The organism is Bradyrhizobium sp. CCH5-F6 (assembly GCF_001556045.1).
Lineage (GTDB): Bacteria > Pseudomonadota > Alphaproteobacteria > Rhizobiales > Xanthobacteraceae > Bradyrhizobium.
Genome location: NZ_LSIC01000103.1, coordinates 54566 through 76729, shown reverse-complemented (window position 1 = coordinate 76729; position 22164 = coordinate 54566). Strand labels below are relative to the sequence as shown.

22 protein-coding genes and 1 other RNA gene are annotated in these 22164 nt (G+C 65.7%); 11 read left to right on the top strand and 12 right to left on the bottom strand.

Translation table 11 applies throughout. The annotated features are described in order from the left end of the window. Positions 1-142: 142 nt before the first annotated feature. Positions 143-667: a peptide deformylase gene (def, locus tag AX729_RS19180; protein WP_061025816.1), complete on the bottom strand. Its 525-nt coding sequence runs from the start codon at positions 665-667 to the stop codon at positions 143-145. A 171-nt stretch (positions 668-838) separates the two neighbouring features. Here def and AX729_RS19175 point away from each other — a divergent pair, with 171 nt between their 5' ends. The 3 genes from AX729_RS19175 (at position 839) to AX729_RS19165 (ending at position 4011) form a co-directional block, all read left to right on the top strand. Then, entirely contained in the window at positions 839-2041 is a 1203-nt protein-coding gene (locus AX729_RS19175; RefSeq protein WP_061025814.1) for a DNA recombination protein RmuC, read from the top strand. A gap of 131 nt (positions 2042-2172) precedes the next feature. Then, positions 2173-2475, top strand: a complete 303-nt coding sequence (locus AX729_RS19170) for a GIY-YIG nuclease family protein (protein WP_061025811.1) — start codon at positions 2173-2175, stop codon at positions 2473-2475. 180 nt (positions 2476-2655) lie between these two features. Next, positions 2656-4011 (top strand): AmpG family muropeptide MFS transporter, encoded by a 1356-nt coding sequence (locus tag AX729_RS19165; RefSeq protein ID WP_061025809.1) that lies wholly within the window; start codon positions 2656-2658, stop codon positions 4009-4011. A gap of 110 nt (positions 4012-4121) precedes the next feature. On the opposite strand, the gene AX729_RS19160 is transcribed toward AX729_RS19165, so the two are convergent. The 5 genes from AX729_RS19160 to ffs form a co-directional block, all read right to left on the bottom strand. After that, positions 4122-4556, bottom strand: a complete 435-nt coding sequence (locus AX729_RS19160; RefSeq protein WP_061025807.1) for a hypothetical protein — start codon at positions 4554-4556, stop codon at positions 4122-4124. Between the two features lie 27 nt (positions 4557-4583). Next, the gene (gene recR, locus AX729_RS19155) at positions 4584-5186 is read right to left on the bottom strand and encodes a recombination mediator RecR (RefSeq protein WP_061025804.1); all 603 of its coding nucleotides are present in this window, start codon (positions 5184-5186) and stop codon (positions 4584-4586) included. Between the two features lies 1 nt (position 5187). After that, positions 5188-5508 carry a YbaB/EbfC family nucleoid-associated protein gene (locus tag AX729_RS19150; protein WP_028176358.1) on the bottom strand — a complete coding sequence of 107 codons (321 nt, stop codon included), beginning with the start codon at positions 5506-5508 and terminating at the stop codon, positions 5188-5190. Between the two features lie 115 nt (positions 5509-5623). Beyond that, positions 5624-7465 carry a DNA polymerase III subunit gamma/tau gene (locus tag AX729_RS19145; RefSeq protein WP_061025803.1) on the bottom strand — a complete coding sequence of 614 codons (1842 nt, stop codon included), beginning with the start codon at positions 7463-7465 and terminating at the stop codon, positions 5624-5626. Positions 7466-7558: 93 nt separating this feature from the next. Beyond that, positions 7559-7655, bottom strand: an RNA gene (gene ffs / locus AX729_RS19140) — signal recognition particle sRNA small type. A gap of 229 nt (positions 7656-7884) precedes the next feature. Between ffs and AX729_RS19135 the strand changes: the two genes are divergently transcribed. The 4 genes from AX729_RS19135 (at position 7885) to AX729_RS19120 (ending at position 10798) form a co-directional block, all read left to right on the top strand. Further along, positions 7885-8304, top strand: a complete 420-nt coding sequence (locus tag AX729_RS19135; RefSeq protein ID WP_061025802.1) for an HIT domain-containing protein — start codon at positions 7885-7887, stop codon at positions 8302-8304. An 11-nt stretch (positions 8305-8315) separates the two neighbouring features. Further along, positions 8316-9260, top strand: coding sequence for an NAD(+) diphosphatase (gene nudC, locus AX729_RS19130; protein ID WP_061025800.1), 945 nt, complete (start codon positions 8316-8318; stop codon positions 9258-9260). Positions 9261-9273: 13 nt separating this feature from the next. Then, positions 9274-10221: a sugar kinase gene (locus AX729_RS19125; RefSeq protein ID WP_061025798.1), complete on the top strand. Its 948-nt coding sequence runs from the start codon at positions 9274-9276 to the stop codon at positions 10219-10221. A gap of 67 nt (positions 10222-10288) precedes the next feature. Continuing rightward, positions 10289-10798 carry an Lrp/AsnC family transcriptional regulator gene (locus AX729_RS19120; protein ID WP_061025796.1) on the top strand — a complete coding sequence of 170 codons (510 nt, stop codon included), beginning with the start codon at positions 10289-10291 and terminating at the stop codon, positions 10796-10798. Positions 10799-10862: 64 nt separating this feature from the next. On the opposite strand, the gene AX729_RS19115 is transcribed toward AX729_RS19120, so the two are convergent. After that, a complete protein-coding gene (locus AX729_RS19115) occupies positions 10863-12212 on the bottom strand; it encodes a sensor histidine kinase (protein ID WP_061025795.1) in 1350 nt (449 codons plus the stop codon). After that, positions 12212-12934 carry a response regulator gene (locus AX729_RS19110; RefSeq protein WP_061025793.1) on the bottom strand — a complete coding sequence of 241 codons (723 nt, stop codon included), beginning with the start codon at positions 12932-12934 and terminating at the stop codon, positions 12212-12214. The genes AX729_RS19115 and AX729_RS19110 overlap by 1 nt, the downstream gene beginning before the upstream one ends. Positions 12935-13117: 183 nt before the next feature. On the opposite strand from AX729_RS19110, the gene AX729_RS19105 reads away from it, so the two are divergent. The 3 genes from AX729_RS19105 (at position 13118) to AX729_RS19095 (ending at position 14572) form a co-directional block, all read left to right on the top strand. Then, positions 13118-13339, top strand: coding sequence for a hypothetical protein (locus AX729_RS19105; protein ID WP_061025847.1), 222 nt, complete (start codon positions 13118-13120; stop codon positions 13337-13339). A gap of 72 nt (positions 13340-13411) precedes the next feature. After that, on the top strand, positions 13412-13723 hold the full coding sequence (locus AX729_RS19100; RefSeq protein ID WP_061025791.1) for a cysteine rich repeat-containing protein: 312 nt from the start codon (positions 13412-13414) through the stop codon (positions 13721-13723). A gap of 9 nt (positions 13724-13732) precedes the next feature. Further along, complete coding sequence (locus tag AX729_RS19095; RefSeq protein ID WP_061025789.1) at positions 13733-14572, top strand: sterol desaturase family protein; 840 nt, start codon at positions 13733-13735, stop codon at positions 14570-14572. A gap of 12 nt (positions 14573-14584) precedes the next feature. On the opposite strand, the gene AX729_RS19090 is transcribed toward AX729_RS19095, so the two are convergent. The 4 genes from AX729_RS19090 to AX729_RS19075 all read right to left on the bottom strand — a co-directional run bounded on the left by AX729_RS19090 (position 14585) and on the right by AX729_RS19075 (position 20898). Continuing rightward, a complete protein-coding gene (locus AX729_RS19090) occupies positions 14585-16084 on the bottom strand; it encodes a phosphomannomutase/phosphoglucomutase (RefSeq protein WP_061025787.1) in 1500 nt (499 codons plus the stop codon). A 189-nt stretch (positions 16085-16273) separates the two neighbouring features. Next, on the bottom strand, positions 16274-16786 hold the full coding sequence (locus tag AX729_RS19085) for a TIGR02281 family clan AA aspartic protease (protein ID WP_061025786.1): 513 nt from the start codon (positions 16784-16786) through the stop codon (positions 16274-16276). Positions 16787-16914: 128 nt separating this feature from the next. Then, positions 16915-19389, bottom strand: coding sequence for an ATP-dependent helicase HrpB (gene hrpB, locus AX729_RS19080; protein ID WP_061025784.1), 2475 nt, complete (start codon positions 19387-19389; stop codon positions 16915-16917). 192 nt (positions 19390-19581) lie between these two features. After that, positions 19582-20898: a UDP-glucose dehydrogenase family protein gene (locus tag AX729_RS19075; protein WP_061025781.1), complete on the bottom strand. Its 1317-nt coding sequence runs from the start codon at positions 20896-20898 to the stop codon at positions 19582-19584. 193 nt (positions 20899-21091) lie between these two features. On the opposite strand from AX729_RS19075, the gene AX729_RS19070 reads away from it, so the two are divergent. After that, entirely contained in the window at positions 21092-22159 is a 1068-nt protein-coding gene (locus AX729_RS19070) for an acyltransferase family protein (protein WP_061025780.1), read from the top strand. Positions 22160-22164: the final 5 nt, after the last annotated feature.

The following is a 22164-nucleotide window of genomic DNA, read 5'->3' as shown; positions in this document are numbered from 1 at the left end:
GAGCAAGGTACCCGTCATGGCCGGGCTTGTCCCGGCCATCCACGTTCTTCCTGCTCGGAGCGGCGAAGAACGTGGATGCCCGGCACTTTAGCTTGAAGACGCGCTCTGCGCTTTCGGCCGGGCATAACGGCGGAGGACGTGGCTATTCCGCGCGTTTGGCGGCTTTCTCGAACTTCTTGATCACGCGGTCGCGCTTGAGCTTCGACAGATGGTCGACGAACAGCACGCCGTTGAGATGGTCGATCTCGTGCTGGATGCAGGTGGCATAGAGGCCTTCGGCGTTCTCCTCGTGCACCTTGCCGTCGAGATCGGTGAAGCGCACCCGCACTCTCGCGGGCCGCTCGACCTCCTCGTAATATTCGGGGATCGACAGGCAGCCTTCCTCGTAGACCGACAGTTCCTCGGACGAGGCGATGATCTCGGGATTGATGAAGACGCGCGGGAGCGGCTTGGTCTCGCCGTTCTCGTCCCGCTTGGCGAGGTCCATGGTGATCAGCCGCAGGGGTTGCGCGACCTGGATCGCCGCGAGGCCGATGCCGGGCGCGTCGTACATGGTCTCGAACATGTCGTCGGCAAGCTTGCGGATCTCCGGCGTGACCTTCTCGATCGGCTTGGAGACCAGGCGCAGCTGCTTGTCCGGCAGGATGATGATTTCTCGTAGGGCCATGGCCGCGATTTAAGCCGCGCGCCGGATGCGGTCAATGCGGCCAGGAACTCTGTTAACCCTCCGCTAACCATAAAACTTCAGGTTTCGTTAACCATAAATATTAACGGAGCATTCACCATAAATGTTCGCTATTCGTTCGTGCACCCCGGCGAATCGGCTAGAAGGGTCGGCATGAACGACATCATCTTCATGCTCGGCGACTGGCCGGTGCGCGTCGTGGACGCGCTGATCGGCTTCGGCGCCCTGGTCCTCATCCTTCTGGTGGTGATTGCGGTCGTGATCGCGCGATCCGGGCGGCGCGGCGCGGAGCTCGCCATGGCCAACGCCATCCGGGCCGACGAGCTCGAGGAACGTCTGAGCGAGGTGCTGCGGGCGCAGAGCGAGTCGTCGGGCCGGGTCGACGCCATGACCCAGGCGCTGGCCGGCCGACAGGCCGAGATGGCGCGCGCGGTCAACGAGCGGCTGGATTCGGTGACGCATCGCGTCGGTCAGTCCATGGAACACTCGACCCGCAACACCATGGAGAGCCTGCGCGCGCTGCATGAGCGGCTCGGCATCATCGACAGCGCGCACAAGAACCTGACCGACCTCACCACCCAGGTCACGACCTTGCGCGACGTGCTCTCCAACAAGCAGTCGCGCGGCGCGTTCGGCCAGGCGCGGATGGAGGCGATCGTCCAGGACGGCCTGCCGAAGGGTGCCTACGAGTTCCAGTTCACGCTCTCGACCGGAAAGCGTCCGGACTGCGTCGTGTTCCTGCCCGATCAGCGGCCGCTTTGCATCGACGCGAAATTCCCGCTGGAAGCGATGACCGCGCTGCACGATGCCCGCACCGACGAGGAGCGGCGAATCGCATCGCAGCGGCTGCGCGGCGACGTGATGAAGCATGTCAGCGACATCGCCGAAAAATACCTCGTCGCCGGCGAGACCCAGGAGATGGCGCTGATGTTCGTGCCGTCGGAATCGGTCTACGCCGAGATCCATGACGGTTTCGACGACGTGATCCAGAAGGCCTATCGCGCCCGCGTCGTGCTGGTGTCGCCCTCGCTCCTGATGCTCGCGATCCAGGTGATGCAGCAGATCATGAAGGACGCGCGCATGCGCGATGCCGCCGACCAGATCCAAACCGAGGTGATCAAGCTCGGGGACGATCTCGGCCGCCTGCGCGAGCGCGTGGTCAAACTGCAGAAGCATTTTTCCGATGCGAACGAGGACGTCCGCCAGATCCTGATCTCCGCCGACAAGATCGAAAAGCGCGCAGGGCGCATCGAGGAGCTCGATTTCAGCAAGACCGATGCGCCGGCCGAGGGGCCGCGGCTGGTTGCAACGGGCGCGGGCGAGCTGTTTCCAAGGAAGCTTCAGGCGGGGGAGTGAGATTAGGGGACACTGTCATGCTCCGCGAAGGCGGGGCAACCAGTACGCCGTTACGATCGTTGTTGAATCGAGGTGGTGGTGAGTACTGGATCGTCCGCCTTCGCGGACGATGACACCGTTGGGGTCATCGCATGGGCGGACGCCATTACTACGTCTATATTCTCGCCAGCAGGATCGGCGGCACGCTGTACATTGGGGTGACAAATGACCTCATTCGCCGAGTGGCCGAGCACAAGTCAAAGCTCATCGAGAGCTTCACGGAGAAGTACGACGTCGCCCGGCTGGTCTATTTCGAACAGTTCGACGATCCCGAGAATGCGATCAAGCGGGAGAAGCGGCTGAAGAAGTGGAACAGGGCCTGGAAGATTCGGTTGATCGAGCAGCACAATCCGAATTGGGATGACCTTTATCATGAGATAGCCGGTCCTCCATGATGCTGTCATACCCCGCGAAGGCGGGGTATCCAGTACGCCGAGGCGGTCGTGATTGAATCGTGGCGCTGATGATTACTGGATCGTCCGCCTTCGCGGACGATGACACAGAGGCCATTGTGGCCCCTCCCGCCTCACCGGCACGCAAGAGTCTTTTCGGCCAGAATCTGCTAACACCTCCCCATGACCGCACCCGACGCGACTTCCTCCGCTGGCGCTCCCGCTGCCTCCTGGCGCGACAGCCTTGCCGTTTACCTGCAGCCGCGGGTGCTGATCGTGCTCTTCCTCGGCTTTTCCTCGGGACTTCCGCTGGCGCTGTCGGGGTCGACGCTCTTGGTGTGGATGGCCGAGGCGGGGGTCGATCTCGGAACGATCGGGCTGTTTGCGCTGGTCGGCACGCCCTACACTTTGAAATTCCTGTGGGCGCCGCTGGTCGATGCGCTGCATGTCCCGTTCTTCACGCGCACATTTGGCCGCCGCCGTGGCTGGCTGGTGTTCTCTCAATTGCTGCTGATCGGCGCGATCCTGCTGTTGGCGCTGACCGATCCGGCGCGCTCGCCGCTGTTTGTCGCGCTTGGTGCGCTCCTGGTCGCGACGATGTCCTCGACGCAGGACATCGTCGTCGACGCATTCCGCGTCGAGAGCCTTCCCGAAAGCGAGCAGGCCGCCGGCATGGCCGCCTATGTCGCGGCCTACCGCATCGGCATGCTGATATCGACGGCGGGCGCCTTGTTCATCGTCACCGGCTTCGAGGCGATCGTCCCCCGTGGCGCCGCCTGGATGTGGGGCTATGTGGTGATGGCGGCTCTGGTGCTGATTGGCACGGTGACGGCGCTGGCCGCCACCGAGCCCGCACAATCCAAGCGCGCCGAGGCTGCCACGCAGAGCGAGGATGCGCTCACGCGGGTGTTTCATGCCGCGATGGGCGCGTTCTCGGAATTCCTGAGCCGCAAGGAAGCATGGGCCGCGCTTGCCTTCGTCGTGCTGTTCAAATTCACCGACGCGTTTTCCGGCAACATGACCGTGCCATTCGTCATCGACATCGGTTTCACGCGGAACGACTACGCGGTGATCGTGAAGGGCGTCGGCATCGCAGCGACCCTGGCCGGCGGCTTTGCGGGCGGCTTCGTGGCACGGCGCTATTCGCTCGCAACCAGCCTGTGGATCGGCGGCATCGTACAGGCAATGTCAAACCTGTCGTTTTCGTGGCTGGCGGTGGTCGGCGTCAATGAATGGGCGCTGACCCTCGCAATCACCTCCGACAATTTCTGCAACGCCATCGGCACGGTGATCTTCGTCGCCTATCTCTCGGCGCTGTGCCAGAACCCGCTGCACACCGCGACCCAATATGCGCTGCTGACGGCGCTCGCCGCCGTGGGACGCACCTACCTGTCATCGGGTGCGGGCTATCTCGCGAAAGCGACGGGCTGGCCGATGTTCTTCGCGATCTCCGTCCTCGTCGCCATCCCGAGCCTGATACTGCTGGCGTATTTGCAGAAGCGCGGGCATTTCGAGGCGCTGGGGCCTGTACGGGTGTGACGTGTTGGTAGGGTGGGTTAGCGCAGCGTAACCCACCACTTCTGTCACCGCAGAGATAGACAGCGGTGGGTTACGCCTTCGGCTAACCCACCCTACTCATGCAGACGCCCTTACTGCTTCTTGATCAGGCTCCACTTCGTGATCACGGCCTCGCTCATCTGGCCGGCATCGCTGGCGCAGGCGATTTCGTCGACCTTGACCGAGATCTCCTTGCCGACGAACGATTTCAGCTGCGCGGCCTGCGCATCGCTGGAGGTGACGAGCTGGAACGTCTCGGGGCCGGTCTCGAGATTGCACAGCCCGTTCGGCGGCGGCAGGCGGCGCGGCTCCGACGTGATCTGGTAAGTCGCGACGCGCTTGCCGTTCTTGACGTCGCGGACCTTCATCGCATTCAGTTCGCCTGACAGCACGTCGCCGGTGTTGATCGGCTTGCCGGGCTTGGACGGCGGCGGCACCCCGTCGCCCTGCTGCGCGGAGATGGCCGGGCTCACCAGCATCGTCATCATCGCGACCAAAGCCCATCGCGTGGCGAAAAGTTTCGTCATGTCGTCCGTTCCGTGAAGTCTGGATGGCTAGAACAGGGTGCGCTGCCGCATCGCAGCCGATAGCGTACCTTCGTCGAGATAATCAAGCTCGCCGCCGACAGGAACTCCATGGGCGAGCCGCGTTACCTTCACATTGGCGTCCTGAAGCAGGTCGGTGATGTAATGCGCCGTCGTCTGGCCGTCGACCGTCGCATTCAGCGCCAGGATGATCTCGTGCACCTGCGAATCATGCGCGCGCGCCACCAATGCGTCGATGCTGAGGTCCTGCGGGCCGACGCCGTCGAGCGGCGACAATGTCGCGCCCAGCACATGGTAGCGCCCCCGGGTCGCATTGGCCCGCTCCAGCGCCCAGAGGTCGGCGACGTCGGCAACGACGACGATGATGGAGGGATCGCGCTTCGGATCGGTGCAGACCGTGCAGGGATTCTGCGTGTCGATGTTGCCGCAGGTCTTGCAGACCTGGACCTTTTCGAGCGCGACCTGGAGCGCGGAAGACAGCGGCATCATCAGCGCTTCGCGCTTCTTGATCAGATGCAGCGCAGCGCGCCGCGCCGAACGCGGACCGAGGCCCGGCAGCCGTGCGAGCAGCTGGACCAGCCGCTCGATTTCAGGACCTGCAACCGCGCCCATATTACTGGCCGAACAACCCCGGCGGCAGGCCGAGCCCGCCGGTGAGCGCCTGCATCTTCTCCTGCATGGCGGTCTCGGCCTTGCGGCGGGCATCACTGAGCGCGGTGACGAGCAGATCTTCCAGCACTTCGCGCTCTTCCGCCTTCATCAGCGAGGGATCGATCTTGATGCCCTTCACGTCCATCTTCGCGGTCATGCGCACGGCGACGAGGCCGCCGCCGGAGATGCCTTCGACCTCGACGTTGGCGAGTTGCTCCTGCATCTCCTGCATCTTGGATTGCAGCTGCGCCGCCTGCTTCATCATGCCGAGAAAATCAGCCATGGGTCGCGTGTCCTTGAAAGAGGCTAAGGCGCCATGAATCATCATCGCGCCTTAGCATATTGTTTGCGCATGATCTTATCGGAAAACCGCTTCGCACTTTTCCGGATCATGCGCGCTAGAGATCGTCGCCGTCCGAACCGTCGGGCGGATCGTCACTGCCATAGTCTGCGTTAATATTGGTTTCCGGCGTCTCGGGGGCAAGCCTGCGGACCTCGACGACCTTGGCGCCGGGGAAGCGCGACAGCACCTCCTGCACGCGCGGATCGGCTTCCGCGGTACGGGCATGCTCCTGCTTGGCCGCCTGGTTCACCGAGCGCAGCGTCGGCTGGCCCTGCTCGTTGGAGACGATCACGGTCCAGCGCCGGCCGGTCCACAGCTCGAACTTCTTCGCGAGCTCGGAGATCATGGTCTTGGAGGCGTTGGGCTCGAGCGCGACTTCCAGCCGGCCCTCCTCGAAACGGACGAGGCGCATGTCGCCTTCGAGCGCGCTCTTGGTCATGATGTCGCGCTTCTGCCCGGCGAGCGCGACGAGCTGGGTGAAGCTGGTGATGCGCAGCTGCGGTGCCGCGGCTTGCGGGTCCGGCACTGGAACTGCCATCTGCGGCCGGGCCGCGCCACCGCCGAACGAAGAGGGCGAGGAGGTCGGCATGCGGACAGGCGCCGCGGACGCAACCGGCGCCGACGGCGCGCTGCGCGCGGCACTGCCGCCATTCACGACGGGGGAGCCGCCGCCGTTCTGCTCCAGCATCCTGATCGCTTCGTCCGGGGTCGGCAGGTCGGCGACATAGGCGATGCGCACCAGCACCATCTCGGCGGCTGCGGCGGGACGCGTCGCGGCCTGCACCTCGGTGATGCCCTTGAGCAGCATCTGCCACATCCGCGACAGCACGCGCATGGAAATCCTGGACGCAAAGTCGCGCGCGCGCACCCGCTCGGTCTCGCCATAGGCGACGTTGTCGGCGGTCGCCGGCACGATCTTCACGCGGGTGACGAAATTGACGAATTCGGCGAGGTCCGAGAGCACGACGATGGGATCGGCGCCGACGTCGTACTGGTCGCGGAACTCCTTGAATGCCGCGGCGATGTCCCCGCGCGCGAGCGAATCGAAGAGATCGATGACGCGGGTGCGGTCGGCGAGACCCAGCATCTGCCGGACGGCATCGGCCTTCACCGTGCCGGCCGCATGGGCGATCGCCTGGTCGAGCAGCGACAGCGAATCGCGTACCGAACCTTCGGCGGCCCGCGCGATGATGCCGAGCGCCTCCGGCTCGATCTCGACGCTTTCCCTGGCCGCGATGTTGGCGAGGTGCTTCATCAGCACGTCGGCCTCGACGCGGCGCAGGTCGAAGCGCTGGCAGCGCGACAGCACCGTGACCGGAACCTTGCGGATCTCGGTCGTCGCGAACACGAACTTGGCGTGCTCCGGCGGCTCCTCAAGCGTCTTCAGGAAGGCGTTGAACGCCGCCGTCGACAGCATGTGGACTTCGTCGATGATGTAGACCTTGTAGCGGGCGCTGGCCGGCGCATAGCGCACGCTGTCATTGATCTGGCGGACGTCGTCGACGCCGGTGTGGGATGCCGCGTCCATCTCCAGCACGTCCATGTGCCGGCTTTCCATGATCGCCTGGCAGTGCACGCCCAAAGTCGGCATGTGGATGGTCGGGCCCTTCACCGAACCATCAGGCATCTCGTAGTTGAGCGCGCGGGCGAGGATGCGCGCGGTGGTGGTCTTTCCGACACCGCGGACGCCGGTGAGGATCCAGGCCTGCGGAATGCGCCCCGTCTCGAACGCGTTGGAGACGGTGCGGACCACGGCCTCCTGGCCGATCAGGTCGTCGAAAGAGGAAGGGCGATATTTGCGCGCCAGCACCCGATAGGGTGTGCCCGGCTCGGCGCCGAGGGCGAAGCCAGCCTGGCTGGCGCTGTCGGGATTGGGAGGGGCGCCGGCGTCGGTCATCGGTCGATCCGCAATGAAATGTCTCTCGGCCGGCTTTGCGGAAAGGAGCACGCTGGCGGGAGACCCGCCGGCGCAATTCGCTCGAAAAAACAGGTAGGAGACTGACGAGCGACCCGATCCGGACCTCGTTAGGGCTGCTTCCTTCCGGACCTGACCCGGTTGGCGAGTGGCTCGTCCACCGCCAATCTCCCGGTCCCTATTTGGGGCCAAAGGGAGCGGAAAGCAAGCGGAGTATATGCTGTTCCGGGGCCGCCGGGGGCCCCCAGGCCCGGGCTGATCCGGTGGCAGGCGGATGCGGCTCACCAGGCGGTTTTCCGACCCGCAGAAAGGCATACCTCGCCCGTTCTGGCGAAAGCGTCAGGGTTATTGTCTGCGGGCCGGGTCTCTGCGACGGTGAGAATCGATTGCGAGAAATCCTCATGCCCGAACCCGCCTGGTCGCTGCACTCCCGCCTGAAAGAGGACACCATCGACATCGGCGATCTGCCGCTGTCGAAGGTGCTGGTCATCAAGGACGCGCATTATCCCTGGCTGCTGCTGGTCCCGCGGCGGCCCGACGCGGTCGAGATCATCGACCTCGACGAGGTGCAGCAGGCGCAGTTGATGACCGAGATCTCCCGCGTCTCGCGCGCGCTGAAGGAGATCACCAGATGCGACAAGCTCAACATCGCCGCGCTCGGCAACCTCGTGCCGCAGCTTCATGTTCACATCATCGCGCGCCGGACCAGTGACGCAGCCTGGCCGCGCCCAGTCTGGGGCGTGATGCCGCCGCTGGCGCACGACGCCGCTGAAGTGCAGAATTTCATCAGCGCGCTTCGCCGCAAGATCTGGTTGGGTTGAAAGAACGAGACATGTCAGCATTCGACGCCTTTCCGCTGGGGCAGCCGGCCTTCGTCACCAACATCCTCGACCGCGCCGCGCATCTGCGCCGCGACGACGAAAAGCTGTTCGCGATGGAGCAGAAGCCGTCATCACGCGCCTATGTCGTCTATCGCGACTCGCTCCTGGTGAAGCGCGAGGGCGAGAAGTTGCGCGCGCTGCTCTCGATCGACGAGGCGCTGAAGTGCGGCGCCAATCCCGGCACGATCTTCCTCGGCCTGCGCGATGGCGCCGCCATGTTCGGCATGGGACTCTCGCAGGCCGCCGCCGAGAAGCTGGTCGGCCGCGAGGACTACACGGTGACCGAGCTGCGCGGCATGGCGATGCAAGGCGTAATTCCCCCCGACGAGCTCTCGGCGATCGCGCTGGCGAAGTCGATGGTGAGCTGGCACCAGCGCCACGGCTATTGCGCCAATTGCGGCACGCGCAGTGCGATGAAGGAAGGCGGCTGGAAGCGCGACTGCCCGGCCTGCAAGGCCGAGCATTTTCCGCGCACCGACCCGGTGGTGATCATGCTGGTGGCCTCCGGCGACAAATGCCTGCTCGGCCGCCAGAAGCAGTTTCCGCCCGGCATGTATTCGTGCCTTGCCGGCTTCGTCGAGGCGGCCGAAACCATCGAGGACGCCGTGCGCCGCGAGATCCTCGAAGAGTCCGGGATTCGCTGCACCGACGTGCAATATTACATGACCCAGCCCTGGCCCTATCCGTCGTCGCTGATGATCGGCTGCAGCGCTCGGGCGCTGAACGAGGAGATCGTCGTCGATCGCATGGAGCTGGAAGACGCGCGCTGGTTCACGCGCGAGGAGGCGGCCCTGATGCTGACGCGGACGCATCCCGACGGGCTCGCAGGGCCGCATCCCTTCGCTATCGCTCATCATCTGCTCGGCCGCTGGGTGCACGACAAGAGCGGCGCCTGAGCCGAGCCCATCGATGGCCGGGATCGCGCCGCGCGTCCTCTGCATCGGCATGCCGGTGCGGGACCTCATCTTTCGCGTCGATGCCGTGCCCGAACGCGGCAGCAAGGCGAACGCCGGCCATCTCGCAGAAATTTGCGGCGGCAACGCGCTCAATGCGGCGATCGCCATCGCGAGGCTCGGCGGCCGCGTCGCGTTCACCGGGCCGATGGGCGATGCCGGCGAGACGTCGAGCGGCTTCATCCTGGAGCGAATGACGCAGGAGGGCATCGACATCACGCACATCGTGCGAATGCCAGGCCTGACCACGCCGGTCTCGGCGATCATGATCGAGCCATCCGGCGAGCGGACACTCACCATCCATCGCGATCCCGGCCTGTGGCGCGCCAAGCTGCCCGACGCCGAGGAATTGCTCGCCGATTGCCGGGCGATCCTGGTCGAAAGCCGGTGTGCTGCGTTCGCGACCTCCCTCTGCGCCGAGGCACGGCGGCGCGGCATTCCCGTCATCGTCGGCGTCGATCGCGCGATGGCGTTGCAGGACGGCCTGCTCACGGCCGCCTCGCATCTGCTGTTCGCCAGCGCGCAGCTGCAGGAGACGGCCGGCATCGCCGGCGACGGCGAGGCGCTGAAGCTTCTGGCCGGGCTGACGCCGGCCTTCATCGCGGCCACGAGCGGCCCGCATGGCACGATCTGGCTGAACGAAAAGGGCCAGCTGGAGGAAACGCCAGCCTTCCCGGTCCAGGCGGTCGACACGCTTGGCGCCGGTGACGTCTTTCATGGCGCCTTCACGCTCCGGCTTGCCGAGGGCGAAGGGGCGCGGGAGGCGCTGCGATTCGCCTCGGCCGCCGCAGCGCTGAAATGCAGCCGCCATGGCGGCGGCCTGGCCGCCCCGCAACGCATTGAAGTTGAAGACTTTTTGCGAGACCAGCCCTGGAGCGATTCTACTCCTGTGCGAAGACTATAGGCTTGTCGTGGAAGGATTTTCTCTATATCAGGAGAATCGGCCTGCAAAATGAAACAAAGTTCTTCAAATGACTGATGTCGCCGTCCCAATTCCCGAGACCAGCCGCCGCCTCGATGCCATCGACCGCAAGATCCTGATGGTCCTCCAGGAGGATGCCTCCCTCTCCGTCGCCGAGATCGGCGACCGCGTCGGCCTGTCCTCCACCCCCTGCTGGAAGCGCATCCAGCGCCTGGAGGCCGATGGCGTGATCATCAAGCGCGTAGCGCTTGTCGACCAGAACAAGATCGGGCTCGGCATTTCCGTGTTCGTGTCGGTCGAGAGCGCCGACCATTCCGATGCCTGGCTGAAGCGGTTCGCCGAAGCCGTCAGCGCCATGCCGGAGGTGATGGAGTTCTATCGCATGGCCGGCGACGTCGACTACATGCTGCGCGTCGTGGTCGCGGACATGCAGGCCTATGACGTATTCTACAAGAAGCTGATCAGCGCCGTGCCGCTGAAGAACGTCACGTCGCGCTTCGCGATGGAGAAGATCAAGTCGGTCACCACATTGCCGATTCCCGCGGTGGTGACGGCCTGACGCCGATTCTTATTCTGACGCGTTTTCTTCACGCGAACCGGTATCCACTTCGCTCGAAAACGCTTCAGCCCGGCCGAAACACCGGCAGCGTGACGTTGACGCGCGTGCCTCCGCCCGGGGCCGCGCCGATCTCGATCGTCCCGCCATGGGCCTCGACCAGGTTGCGGACCACCGCGAGGCCAAGGCCGGCGCCCCCGGTCGCGCGATTGCGCGACTTCTCCATCCGGTGGAACGGCTCCAGCACGGTCTGCCGCTGATCGGCGGGAATGCCCGGCCCCTCATCGTCGATCGACACGACGACGGCACCGTCCTTCAGGGCCGTGCGCACATGCGCGGCATGGCCATAGGCGAGCGCGTTGTCGATGATGTTGGCGAAGACCCGCCGCAGGGCGAGCCGGTCGCCGAGAACGACGACGTTGCGCGCACGCTCGTCCTTGACCAGATCGACCGCCGCGCCCTGAACATGCCGGTCGTTCACCTCGACGGCCACCAGCGCGGCGAGCTCGACCATTTCCTGCGACAATCCGCCGGCGCCCGCCCGCGTCGACAGCAGCGCGTCGTCGAGCAGGCGGATCATGTCGTCGATATCGGCAACCGCGCGCTGCCGCTCGGCATCGTCGGGAATGTGCTCGACGCGCAGCCGCAGCCGTGTCGCAAACGTCCTGACGTCATGGGCGATGCCGCCAACCAGCGTCATGCGCGCGCGCAGCATCTCGGCAAGCCGCCCCTGCAGGCGGTTGAACGCGGCGATGACGGCGCGGATCTCCGGCGCGCTGCGTCGCGCGTCCGGCAGCGGCGGCGGATCGGCGGACAGGTCGACACGATCGACGGCGGCGGCGAGCCGAGCCAGCGGCCGCGTCTCGCGCTGCATGACGAGCAGCGCCAGCAGCGCCACGATCGAGCCGAACAGGCCTGCGCCGAAACCGACGGGCAGGCCGAACGGAGTGACCGGCAGGCGGGTATAGGCATCGATGACCAGCAACTCGCCGCTGCGCAGGCCGATGCGGAATTCGACCGCGTTGGCCATCAACCGCGCGAGGCGGGGAAACACCCGGCTGCCCCGATGACCGGACGGCTGCACGATCTCAACCGGGCGACCCGCAAGGCCGGCCGCATAGGTGTCGCGCAGTTCCTGCTGCTGTGGCGGCGTCTCCCCGCCGACCGGTGTGCCCGACGGCACGATGCGCACGGCGAACTGCGGCGAAGACACCGCCTCGAGCACGGTCTGCCGCGAACCGGCGTCCGTTCGCTCCAGCAGCGTGGCCAGCGCATCGAGACGCGCGGGCGAAGGCCGCGTCAGCTCGTTCTCGCGCAGGGTCGTCCGGTAGAAGATCGCGACGACCACGGTACTCACCAGGATAAACCCCACCAATCCGATCAGGGCGAGCCGCGCGGCGAGTGTCACGCGCAGCATCACGACACCTGCTTGACGGAGGCGGTGAAGAGATAGCCGCCGTTGCGCACCGTGGTGATCAGGTTGGAGCCCGGGCTGGCGCCATCGAGCTTGCGGCGCAGCCGCGAGATCAGCATGTCGACGGTGCGGTCGAACGGCTCGGCCGAACGTCCGCGGGTCCAGTCGAGGATCTGGTCGCGCGTGAGCACCCTTCGCGGCCGCTGCACGAAGCAACCGAGCAGGTCGAACTCGGCGCTGGTCAATTGCAGCTCCGGCGTCTCGGCGCCGGTCGTCTCGACACTGCGCGCATCGAGATCGATCACGAAGCGATCGAACGCAAAACGCCGGACCAGCGGTTTTGCCGGAGCCCCGTTGGCGCGGCGAAGGATGGCGCGAACCCGCGCAAGCAGCTCACGCGGCCCGAAGGGCTTGGTGAGGTAGTCGTCCGCGCCCATCTCGAGACCGACCACGCGATCGATCTCGTCGCTCTTGGCGGTGAGCATCAGGATCGGGATGGCGTCGTCGGCGCGCAAGCGGCGGCAGATCGAAAGCCCGTCCTCGCCCGGCAGCATCAAATCGAGGATGACGAGATCGGGCCGCAGGCGCTGCAGCATCGAATCCATTGCCTTGCCGTCGGCGACGCAGGCGACCTCGAACCCCTCGCGCCGCATGAAGTCGGCGACGAGACGACTGATCTCGGGATCGTCCTCCACCATGAGAATCGTGGCCGAATGTGCGTTCATCGCCGCATTGTGGACGACCGCGTGTGCCGCGCAAGTGCTGCGGCGACGTTGTTACATAGTGTTACATGGCGCCGACAAAGCCCTAAAAATCGTTTCGTCCCGGCAATGCTGCGCAGACGCCGCAGCCCCAGTCTCCTCCGCACGGCTCCCGCTCACGGCAGCCCCAAGAAGGAGACGACGACCATGACCAAGCTTTTCCTCTCGACCCTCGTCATCGGCACCCTGTCGGTCGCCGCGGCGGCCGACGCCCATGCCTGGACGCGGTCGGGGACGGCAACCGGACCGCGCGGCACCTCCCACGTCACCGCGACGGGAAGCTGCGCCAACGGAAGCTGCTCGCGCAGCGTGACGCGCACCGGTCCTGCCGGCAACACCTACACCCGCACCGGTACGGTCTCGCGCTGACGCCGCGTCGCCGTCGCCGCGTCAGCCCCGCGCGGCGACGGCAAATCCGTCGAATGAGAGAGGACCAGCACCGTGTCATCGATCTTCCGTTTCCTGCCGCAAGCTGCAGCCATCGTCGCCCTCGGCGCCTCGACCTCCGCCCTCGCCCAGAGCCAGCTGCAAACGCAGATCACACCGCAGATGCAAAGCGAAGCGCGCATCGTCATGCAGGCCTGCCGTGCCGACCACGACCGACTTTGCAGCGACGTCACGCCGGGTGGTGGACGCATCCTCGCGTGCCTGCAATCTCACGCCGGCCAGCTTTCCTCGGTCTGCGCACGAGCGCTGCCCCGTGCGCAGGCGCTGAGGGACAGCGCCGTCACCACCGGCGTCGCTCCGAAATAGGAGGGCGCCGTGGCTTATGCTTCTCTGCTGCTCGACCCAACGCTCCGGCACGTGGTCCTGGCGACGGCGATCGGCCTGATGCTGCTCGAATACGGCATCGGCCGGCTCGCCCATCGCGAAAGCCACGACTGGCGTGAGAGCGTCGCATCGTTCGGCGTGGCCCTCGGGCAGAATCTGCTGCGCGCAGTCGAGGCCGGGACTCTCGCGCTGCCGTTCGCCTTCCTGTACGAGCACCGCCTGTTCGACTTTGCACAGACCGGTCCGCTTGCGCTCGCAGGATTATTCCTGGGCAGCGAATTCCTGTACTATTGGCAGCATCGCGCCTCGCATCGCATTCGCTGGATGTGGGCGACGCATGCGGTGCATCACTCGACGACGCGACTGAACCTGACGGCGGCGATCCGGCTCGGCTGGACCGGCAACATCTCCGGCAACTTCCTCTTCTTCCTGCCGCTGGCGCTGATCGGCTTCCATTCGTTCGCGATCGTGGCGATGCTCGGGATCAACCTGCTCTATCAGTTCTTCATCCACAGCGATTTCGCGCCGAAGCTCGGCATGCTGGAATGGGTGCTGAACACGCCCAGCCATCATCGCGTGCATCATGCCTGCAACGAGCCGTGCCTCGACAGGAACTATGGCGGCATCCTGATCGTGTTCGACCGCCTGTTCGGGACCTTTGCCGAACGGCCATCGGATCAGCCACTCCGGTTCGGACTCGTTGGCGGCGTGCAATCCTTCAACCCGATCCGGATCGCGCTCGGCGAGTGGATCGCGATGCTGAGCGATGCCTGGAAGGCACGGGGCGCGGGCGCGAAGCTCCGCGCGCTGTTCGGTCCGCCGGGAGGCTGAGCGCGTTTGCGCTCAGATCTTCTGGTTGTACTCGCCGACCTCGGGATGGGTCCGCAGCACGCTGTTCACCATCTCGAACATGTCGTGCATGCGCTGCTCGGACACCGGGCTCTCGACCACGACGACGAGCTCGGGCTTGTTCGAGGAGGCGCGCACCAGGCCCCAGCTGCCGTCCTCGACCGTGACGCGCACGCCGTTGACGGTGACGAGATCGCGGATCGCCTGGCCGCCGATCTTGGCGCCCTTCGCTTGCAGGCCCTCGAAGTGCTTCACCACCTTGTCGATGACGCCGTATTTGGTCTCGTCGGCGCAGTGCGGCGACATGGTCGGCGACGACCAGGTCTTCGGCAGCGCGTTCTTCAGGTCCGCCATCGACTTGCCCGGCGCGCGGTCGAGCATGTCGCAGATCGCGAGCGCCGAGACCAGGCCGTCGTCATAGCCGCGGCCATACGGCTTGTTGAAGAAGAAATGGCCGGACTTCTCGAAGCCCGCCAGCGCGCCCGTCTCGTTGGTGCGGCGCTTCATGTAGGAATGGCCGGTCTTCCAATAGGCGGTCGTCGCGCCCTGCTTCTGCAGCACGTGATCAGTGATGAAGAGGCCGGTCGATTTCACGTCGACGATGAAATGTGCATCCTTGTGGATCGCCGACATGTCGCGCGCCAGCATGACGCCGACCTTGTCGGCGAAGATCTCCTCGCCGGTGTCGTCCACGACGCCGCAGCGGTCGCCGTCGCCATCGAAGCCGAGGCCGACATCGGCCTTGTGATGCAGCACCGCGTCGCGGATCGCGTGCAGCATCTCCATGTCCTCGGGGTTGGGATTGTATTTCGGGAAGGTGTGGTCGAGCTCGGTATCGAGCGGGATCACCTCGCAGCCGATCGCTTCGAGCACCTGAGGCGCGAACGCGCCGGCGGTGCCGTTGCCGCAGGCCGCGACGACCTTGAGCTTGCGCTTGAGCTTCGGACGATTGGTGAGGTCGGCGATGTAGCGCGCCGGATAGTTCTCGTGGAATTGATACGAGCCGCCCGTCTTGTTCTTGAACTCCGCGTTGAGCACGATCTCCTTCAGCCGCGTCATCTCGTCGGGGCCGAAGGTGAGCGGGCGGTTGGCGCCCATCTTGACGCCGGTCCAGCCATTGTCGTTGTGCGAGGCCGTGACCATGGCGACGCAGGGCACATCCAAGTCGAACTGCGCGAAATAGGCCATCGGCGTCACCGCGAGCCCAATATCGTGCACCTTGCATCCCGCCGCCATCAGGCCGGAGATCAGCGCGTATTTGATCGAGGCCGAGTATCCGCGGAAATCGTGGCCGGTGACGATCTCCTGCCTGACGCCGAGCTCGGCGATCAGCGCGCCCAGCCCCATGCCGAGCGCCTGCACACCCATCAGGTTGATTTCCTTCTGGAACAACCAGCGCGCGTCGTACTCGCGAAAGCCCGTCGGCTTCACCATCGGCTCGGATTCGAAGGCGTAGGTGTTGGGCAACAATACGGATTTCGGCTTCGGGAACATTGAGACCGTCTCGTGAAAGGGGGCAGGATTTGATGCAGCCTTAGCGAATGCCGGGCCGCAGCGGAAGGCGGGATTGAAGGCTTATGGCCGATAATTGCGGCAGTTTGGTAACGAAGAAGCGTTACCGCGAGGGCGGCCAGAGCAAAGATATTCTCGTGAAATGTACGGTCGCGATCGCGCGGGCTGGCCCTACTGCTCCAGCACCATCTTGCCGTTGGAATATTCGAAGCGCTTCAGGCGGGACAGGAAGGAGAGGCCGAGCAGGTTCTCCGACAGCGCCGCGTCGGGCAGCACCATGGCGTCGACGTCGCGCACGATGAGACCGCCGACATCGAGCATGGCGATACGGGTGCGCGCGGCCTTGACGGTGCCGTTGGCGGTCGAGACGGTGGCGGTGTACTCGCCGCGCGAGGGACGCAAACCGAAGCGGGCGGCCGAGGTTTCGTTGAGCGCAACGACGGAGGCGCCGGTGTCGATCATGAAGCCGATGCGTTGCCCGTCGACCCGTCCCTCGGCCTGGAAATGACCGCGGCCATCGCGCGGAATGCTGAGGCTGCGGCCGCCCACCGGTGCGGTGGCGGCAACGGCCACCGTCGTGCGGGGCACCGAGGTGGCGGAGGCGGAGCTCATCTTGTCCGCCATCTGGGCCATGAAGGTGCCGAGGCCGATCATCACGGCCGCGAAGATCATAATGTTACGCATCACACCACTTCCGAGCCGGAAAGCTCGATTTCACCACGCAACCTGCCCGCCCGCGAGCGCAGCCACGGCCAGAACCTCGCCATTTTGGCGAAAAGGATGAGCGAACGGTTAATGCGCGAATCGAACTCTCACGTTCCGCGCGGCTTTGCCCGCCGGGTCGGCAGCGCATTGGCAGGATCATCCGGCCAGGGATGGCGCGGATAACGGCCGCGCAGGTCGGAACGCACCGCATTGTAGCTGCCGCGCCAGAAGCCGGGGAGATCGCGCGTCACCTGCACCGGGCGCTGGGCCGGCGACAGCAATTCCAGCACCAGCGGTACCTTGCCGGCGGCGATCGACGGATGGGTGTTGAGGCCGAACAACTCCTGAAGCCGCACCGCGATCGTCGGCCCCTGCTCCGCCTCGTAGTCGATCGCGAGCGCGCTTCCGGTGGGCGCCTCGAAATGGGTCGGTGCCTCGCGATCGAGCCGCGCGCGCATCTCCCAGGGCAGCAGCGCCATCAGCGCATCGGAGAGATCGCCGGCGGAGATATCCTTGAGCGCGATCTTGTCGTAGAGCGCCGGCACCAGCCAATCGTCGCGGCGTGCGATCAGGCCCTCGTCGGAGAGATCGGGCCAGCTGTCGCCCTCGGCCTTGCGCAGGAACATCACGCGGTCGCGCCATTGCTTGGCCGCCTTCGACCAGGGCAGCCGGTCGAGGCCGGCGGCGATCAGCCCATCGGCAAGAATGCGCGCCGTGTCCTCCGAGGGTGACACGGCAAGGGTCGCCTCGGACAACGTGATGGCGTGCAGCACGCGCTTGCGCCGCGCGCGCAGCGCCATCGCGCCGCGATCGAACGAGATCTCGTCGACGCTCTCGATGTGCTCGGCGAAATGTCGCTCGATCTCGTCCTGCGTGATTTGCGCCGCGAGCAGGACGCGTCCGCTCGCCGCCGTTCCCGTCATCTCGCCGATCGCGATATAGGGCGCGCGGGCGAGCGAGGAAGTCTGCTCGACGGCGGCGCCGCGGCCGTTGGCGAGCACGAAACTACCATTGCCGCGGTTGCGCGCGACGCGATCCGGAAAGGCATAGGCGAGCATCAGGCCGGCCGAGAGCCCCTCCTGCTGCCCGGCCTTCTCCGACGCGGCCACCTGCGAGGCCCAGCGCCGCGCCAGATCGCGCGCGCTCGCCGCACGCGGCGAGCGGTCGCGGCGGAACTGGTCGCGCCGGTGTTCGAGATCGACGCTGTCGCCGCCGAGCCCGCGCTCGGTGATGATGGCCGCGATCTCGGCGGCGGCCTCGCCGTTGCCGGCACGATGCGAATCCACGATCATGCGCGCCAGCCGCGGCGGCAGCGCCAGCGAACGCAGGCTCTTGCCCTCTGCGGTGATGCGGCCGTCGTCATCGAGCGCGTTGAGCTCAGTCAGCAGGCTCCTCGCTTCCTTCCAGGCCGGCTGCGGCGGCGGATCGAGGAACGACAGCGCGGCGGGATCGCTGACGCCCCATTGCGCGAGATCGAGCACCAGCGAGGACAGATCGGCGCTGAGGATTTCCGGCTGGGTGTAGGCTGCGAGCGAGGCCGTCTGCGGCTCGTCCCACAGCCGGTAGCACACGCCCGGCTCGGTGCGCCCGGCGCGGCCGCGGCGCTGGTCCACCGCCGCGCGAGAGGCGCGCACGGTCTCGAGCCGCGTCAGGCCGATGTCGGGCTCATAGCGCGGCACGCGGGCGAGCCCGGAATCGACGACGATGCGCACGCCCTCGATGGTGAGCGAGGTCTCGGCGATCGAGGTCGCCAGCACCACCTTGCGCGTGCCCTTCGGCGCCGGGGCGATGGCACGGTCCTGCACGGCGGCATCGAGTGCGCCGAACAGCGGCACGATCTCGATCGAGGCGTCGTGCACGCGCTCGCCGAGAAAATTCTGGGTGCGGCGGATTTCGGCCGCGCCCGGCAGGAACGCCAGCACCGAGCCGCTGTCGGCGCGCAGCGCCGACGCAATCGCATCCGCCATCTGCCGCTCGATCGGGGCGTCTGCCTTGCGGCCGAGATAGCGCGTCTCCACCGGAAAGGCGCGGCCCTCGCTTTCGACCACGGGCGCATCGCCGAGCAATCTGGCCACGCGCGCGCCGTCGAGGGTGGCCGACATCACGAGGATGCGGAGATCCTCGCGCAGGCCGGTTTGCGCATCGCGCGCCAGCGCGAGGCCCATATCGGCATCGAGCGAGCGCTCGTGGAATTCGTCGAACAGGATCGCGGCGACGCCCGAAAGCTCGGGGTCGTCGAGGATCTGGCGGGTGAAGATGCCTTCGGTCACGACCTCGATGCGTGTGACGCGCGAGATCCTGGAGCCGAAGCGGACGCGATAGCCGACGGTGTCCCCGGCACGCTCGCCGAGCGATTTGGCCATGCGCTCGGCGCTGGCCCGCGCGGCGATGCGGCGCGGCTCCAGCACGATGATCTTCTTACCTCTGGCCCAGGGCGCGTCGAGCAGCGCCAGCGGCACCCGCGTGGTCTTGCCCGCACCCGGCGGCGCCACCAGCACGGCGGCGTTGTTGGCCTCCAGCGTGCGCGAGAGATCGTCGAGCACGGCGTCAATCGGGAGGGGCGTGTCGAAGCTGCGGGGCAAGGAATCTTCCGGTCGTCATGCCCGGCCTTGGGCCGGGTATCCAGTTCTTTCATCCAGCAGTGAACAAGACGCGGGATGGCCGGGACGCGGCTCCGCGTACGCTTCGCCGGGGCTTACAGCTGTTGGTCCGGCGAAGCTTAAGCGAAGACGGCAAGCCCGGCCATGACGGATTTCTCGGATAGCGAGCCGCGATCAGCCCAGCACCGGCGGCCGGCCGACGCTCTCGTAGGTGAATCCGGCGGCTTCCATGTCCTCTGGGCGATAGATGTTGCGCAAGTCGACGACGACCGGCTGCGCCATGGCGGCCTTCAGCCGGTTGAGATCGAGCGCGCGGAACTGCACCCATTCGGTGACGATGACGAGCGCATCGGCGCCTTGCGCGCAGGAATATGCGTCCTCGCAATAGGTGATATCGGGCAGCTCGCCCTTGGCCTGCTCCATGCCGACGGGGTCGAACGCCTTCACCCTGGCGCCCATGTCGATCAGGCCGGTCACCAGCGGGATCGACGGCGCATCGCGCATGTCGTCGGTGTCGGGCTTGAAGGTGAGGCCGAGCACGGCGATGGTCTTGCCGCGCAGCGAGCCGCCGAGCGCCTGGCTCACTTTCCGCGCCATCGCCCGCTTGCGGTTCTCGTTGACCGCGAGCACGGATTCGACGATGCGCAAGGACACGTCGTAGTCCTGCGCGATCTTGATCAAGGCCTTGGTGTCCTTCGGGAAGCAAGAGCCGCCGAAACCGGGACCTGCATGCAGGAACTTGGTGCCGATGCGATTGTCGAGGCCAATGCCGCGCGCAACCTCCTGGACGTTGGCGCCGACCTTCTCGGAGAGATCGGCGATCTCGTTGATGAAAGTGATCTTGGTCGCGAGGAACGCGTTCGCGGCGTATTTGATCATCTCGGCGGTGCGGCGCTCGGTGAACATCAGCGGCGCCTGGTTCAATGACAGGGGGCGGTAGATATCGCCCATCACCTTGCGGCCGCGTTCATCCGAGGTGCCGACCACGACGCGGTCGGGGAATTTGAAGTCGCGGATCGCCGCGCCTTCGCGCAGGAACTCCGGATTGGAGGCGACGACCACGTCGGCCTTTGGATTGGCCTCGCGGATGATTCGTTCGACTTCGTCGCCGGTACCGACAGGGACGGTCGATTTCGTCACTACCACGGTGAAGCCGGACAGCGACTGCGCAATCTCGCGGGCGGCGGCGTAGACGTAGGAGAGGTCAGCGTGCCCATCACCGCGGCGCGATGGCGTGCCGACCGCGATGAAAACGGCATCGGCCTCGGCGACCGGCCTGGTCAGGTCGGTGGTGAAATCCAGCCGCTTGGCTTTGACATTGTTCGCCACCAGCTCTTCCAGCCCGGGCTCGTAGATCGGGATTTCGCCGCGATGAAGCGCCGCGATCTTCTTCTCGTCCTTGTCGACGCAGGTGACGTCGTGACCGAAATCCGCAAAGCAGGCTCCGGAAACCAGTCCCACATAACCCGTGCCGATCATCGCGATGCGCATGAAAAATCCTGTCCCAGCTTGGTTAACGGAAGCCCAATTCGCGGCGGTTTAGCATTTTCCCGAGGTCATGGAACAGTCCGCATACAAAAACCGGCCCGCGATTTGAACGGGTAAAGAAGTCGGAAACCACTGGGCTCCAAACTGCCCCACACCCACACAGGGACGGGCGGAAGGCGCGCCGAAAAGGGACACCATGGCACGATCGGGCACAATCGCCGGCGGCGGGCTTGCCAAGGCTCCTCCTGCCGCGCGTATCGACTGGGTCGACTACGCCAAGGGCATCTGCATCGTCATGGTCGTGATGATGCATTCGGTGCTGGGGGTCGAGCTCGCCGCCGGGCAGACCGGTTTCATGCATGTTGCCGTGGCCTTCGCAAAGCCGTTCCGGATGCCGGATTTCTTCCTGATTTCGGGCTTGTTCCTGTCTCTGGTGATCGATCGGGACTGGCGAACCTATCTCGACCGCAAGGTGGTGCATTTCGCCTATTTCTATGTCGTCTGGGTGACAATCCAATTCGGCTTCAAGGCGCCCGCCTTCGCGGCGGAGACGAGCTGGCGCGAGGTCGGCTTGCTGTACCTCGAATCCTTCATCGAGCCGTTCGGCACGCTGTGGTTCATCTATCTGCTGCCGATCTTCTTCGTCGTCACGAAACTGACACGTAAAATCCCGCCGCTTGCGATCTGGCTCGTTGCCGCCACGCTGGAGACCGCACGCATCACGACCGGCTGGACCGTCATCGACGAGTTCTGCGGCCGCTTCGTCTATTTCTATTCGGGCTATCTGCTCGCGCCTTACGTGTTCGCCCTGTCGGATCGTGCACGGAAGCATCCCGCGCTTGCGCTTGCAGCGCTCGCGACCTGGGCGCTGGTCAATGCCGGCCTCGTTGCGTCAGGGGCCAGCGAATGGAGGATCGTCTCGCTCGTGCTCGGCTTTGCCGGCGCCGGCGCCATCATCACGACGGGCACGCTGCTCGCGCGCGCGCAGTGGCTCAATTTCCTGCGCTTCTGCGGCGAGCATTCGATCGTGATCTATCTCGCTTTCTTCCTGCCGATGGCGGCGACGCGGACGCTGCTGCTGCGAACGGGCATCATCCCTGATATCGGCACGGTGTCGCTGATCGTCACCATCGCCGGCGTGCTCGGAGCGCTCGCGATCTGGCAGGTCGCGCTGCGCGCCAATGCGCGCTTCCTGTTCGAGCGGCCCGATGCGTTCTGGATCGCGCCGAGGAAGAGCGGGACGGTGCTGCAGCCGGCGGAGTAGCACGC

Bases quoted from the DNA above. Each gene is read 5' to 3' on its own strand.
- AX729_RS19175 (WP_061025814.1), top strand. From the start codon at position 839: ATGAACGACATCATCTTCATGCTCGGCGACTGGCCGGTGCGCGTCGTG.
- AX729_RS19150 (WP_028176358.1), bottom strand. From the start codon at position 5,508: ATGGCTGATTTTCTCGGCATGATGAAGCAGGCGGCGCAGCTGCAATCC.
- AX729_RS19165 (WP_061025809.1), top strand. From the start codon at position 2,656: ATGACCGCACCCGACGCGACTTCCTCCGCTGGCGCTCCCGCTGCCTCC.
- AX729_RS19120 (WP_061025796.1), top strand. From the start codon at position 10,289: ATGACTGATGTCGCCGTCCCAATTCCCGAGACCAGCCGCCGCCTCGAT.
- AX729_RS19160 (WP_061025807.1), bottom strand. From the start codon at position 4,556: ATGACGAAACTTTTCGCCACGCGATGGGCTTTGGTCGCGATGATGACG.
- nudC (WP_061025800.1), top strand. From the start codon at position 8,316: ATGTCAGCATTCGACGCCTTTCCGCTGGGGCAGCCGGCCTTCGTCACC.
- AX729_RS19125 (WP_061025798.1), top strand. From the start codon at position 9,274: ATGGCCGGGATCGCGCCGCGCGTCCTCTGCATCGGCATGCCGGTGCGG.
- AX729_RS19070 (WP_061025780.1), top strand. From the start codon at position 21,092: ATGGCACGATCGGGCACAATCGCCGGCGGCGGGCTTGCCAAGGCTCCT.
- AX729_RS19115 (WP_061025795.1), bottom strand. From the start codon at position 12,212: ATGCTGCGCGTGACACTCGCCGCGCGGCTCGCCCTGATCGGATTGGTG.
- AX729_RS19135 (WP_061025802.1), top strand. From the start codon at position 7,885: ATGCCCGAACCCGCCTGGTCGCTGCACTCCCGCCTGAAAGAGGACACC.
- AX729_RS19145 (WP_061025803.1), bottom strand. From the start codon at position 7,465: ATGACCGACGCCGGCGCCCCTCCCAATCCCGACAGCGCCAGCCAGGCT.
- AX729_RS19085 (WP_061025786.1), bottom strand. From the start codon at position 16,786: ATGCGTAACATTATGATCTTCGCGGCCGTGATGATCGGCCTCGGCACC.
- AX729_RS19110 (WP_061025793.1), bottom strand. From the start codon at position 12,934: ATGAACGCACATTCGGCCACGATTCTCATGGTGGAGGACGATCCCGAG.
- AX729_RS19105 (WP_061025847.1), top strand. From the start codon at position 13,118: ATGACCAAGCTTTTCCTCTCGACCCTCGTCATCGGCACCCTGTCGGTC.
- def (WP_061025816.1), bottom strand. From the start codon at position 667: ATGGCCCTACGAGAAATCATCATCCTGCCGGACAAGCAGCTGCGCCTG.
- recR (WP_061025804.1), bottom strand. From the start codon at position 5,186: ATGGGCGCGGTTGCAGGTCCTGAAATCGAGCGGCTGGTCCAGCTGCTC.
- AX729_RS19075 (WP_061025781.1), bottom strand. From the start codon at position 20,898: ATGCGCATCGCGATGATCGGCACGGGTTATGTGGGACTGGTTTCCGGA.
- AX729_RS19090 (WP_061025787.1), bottom strand. From the start codon at position 16,084: ATGTTCCCGAAGCCGAAATCCGTATTGTTGCCCAACACCTACGCCTTC.
- AX729_RS19170 (WP_061025811.1), top strand. From the start codon at position 2,173: ATGGGCGGACGCCATTACTACGTCTATATTCTCGCCAGCAGGATCGGC.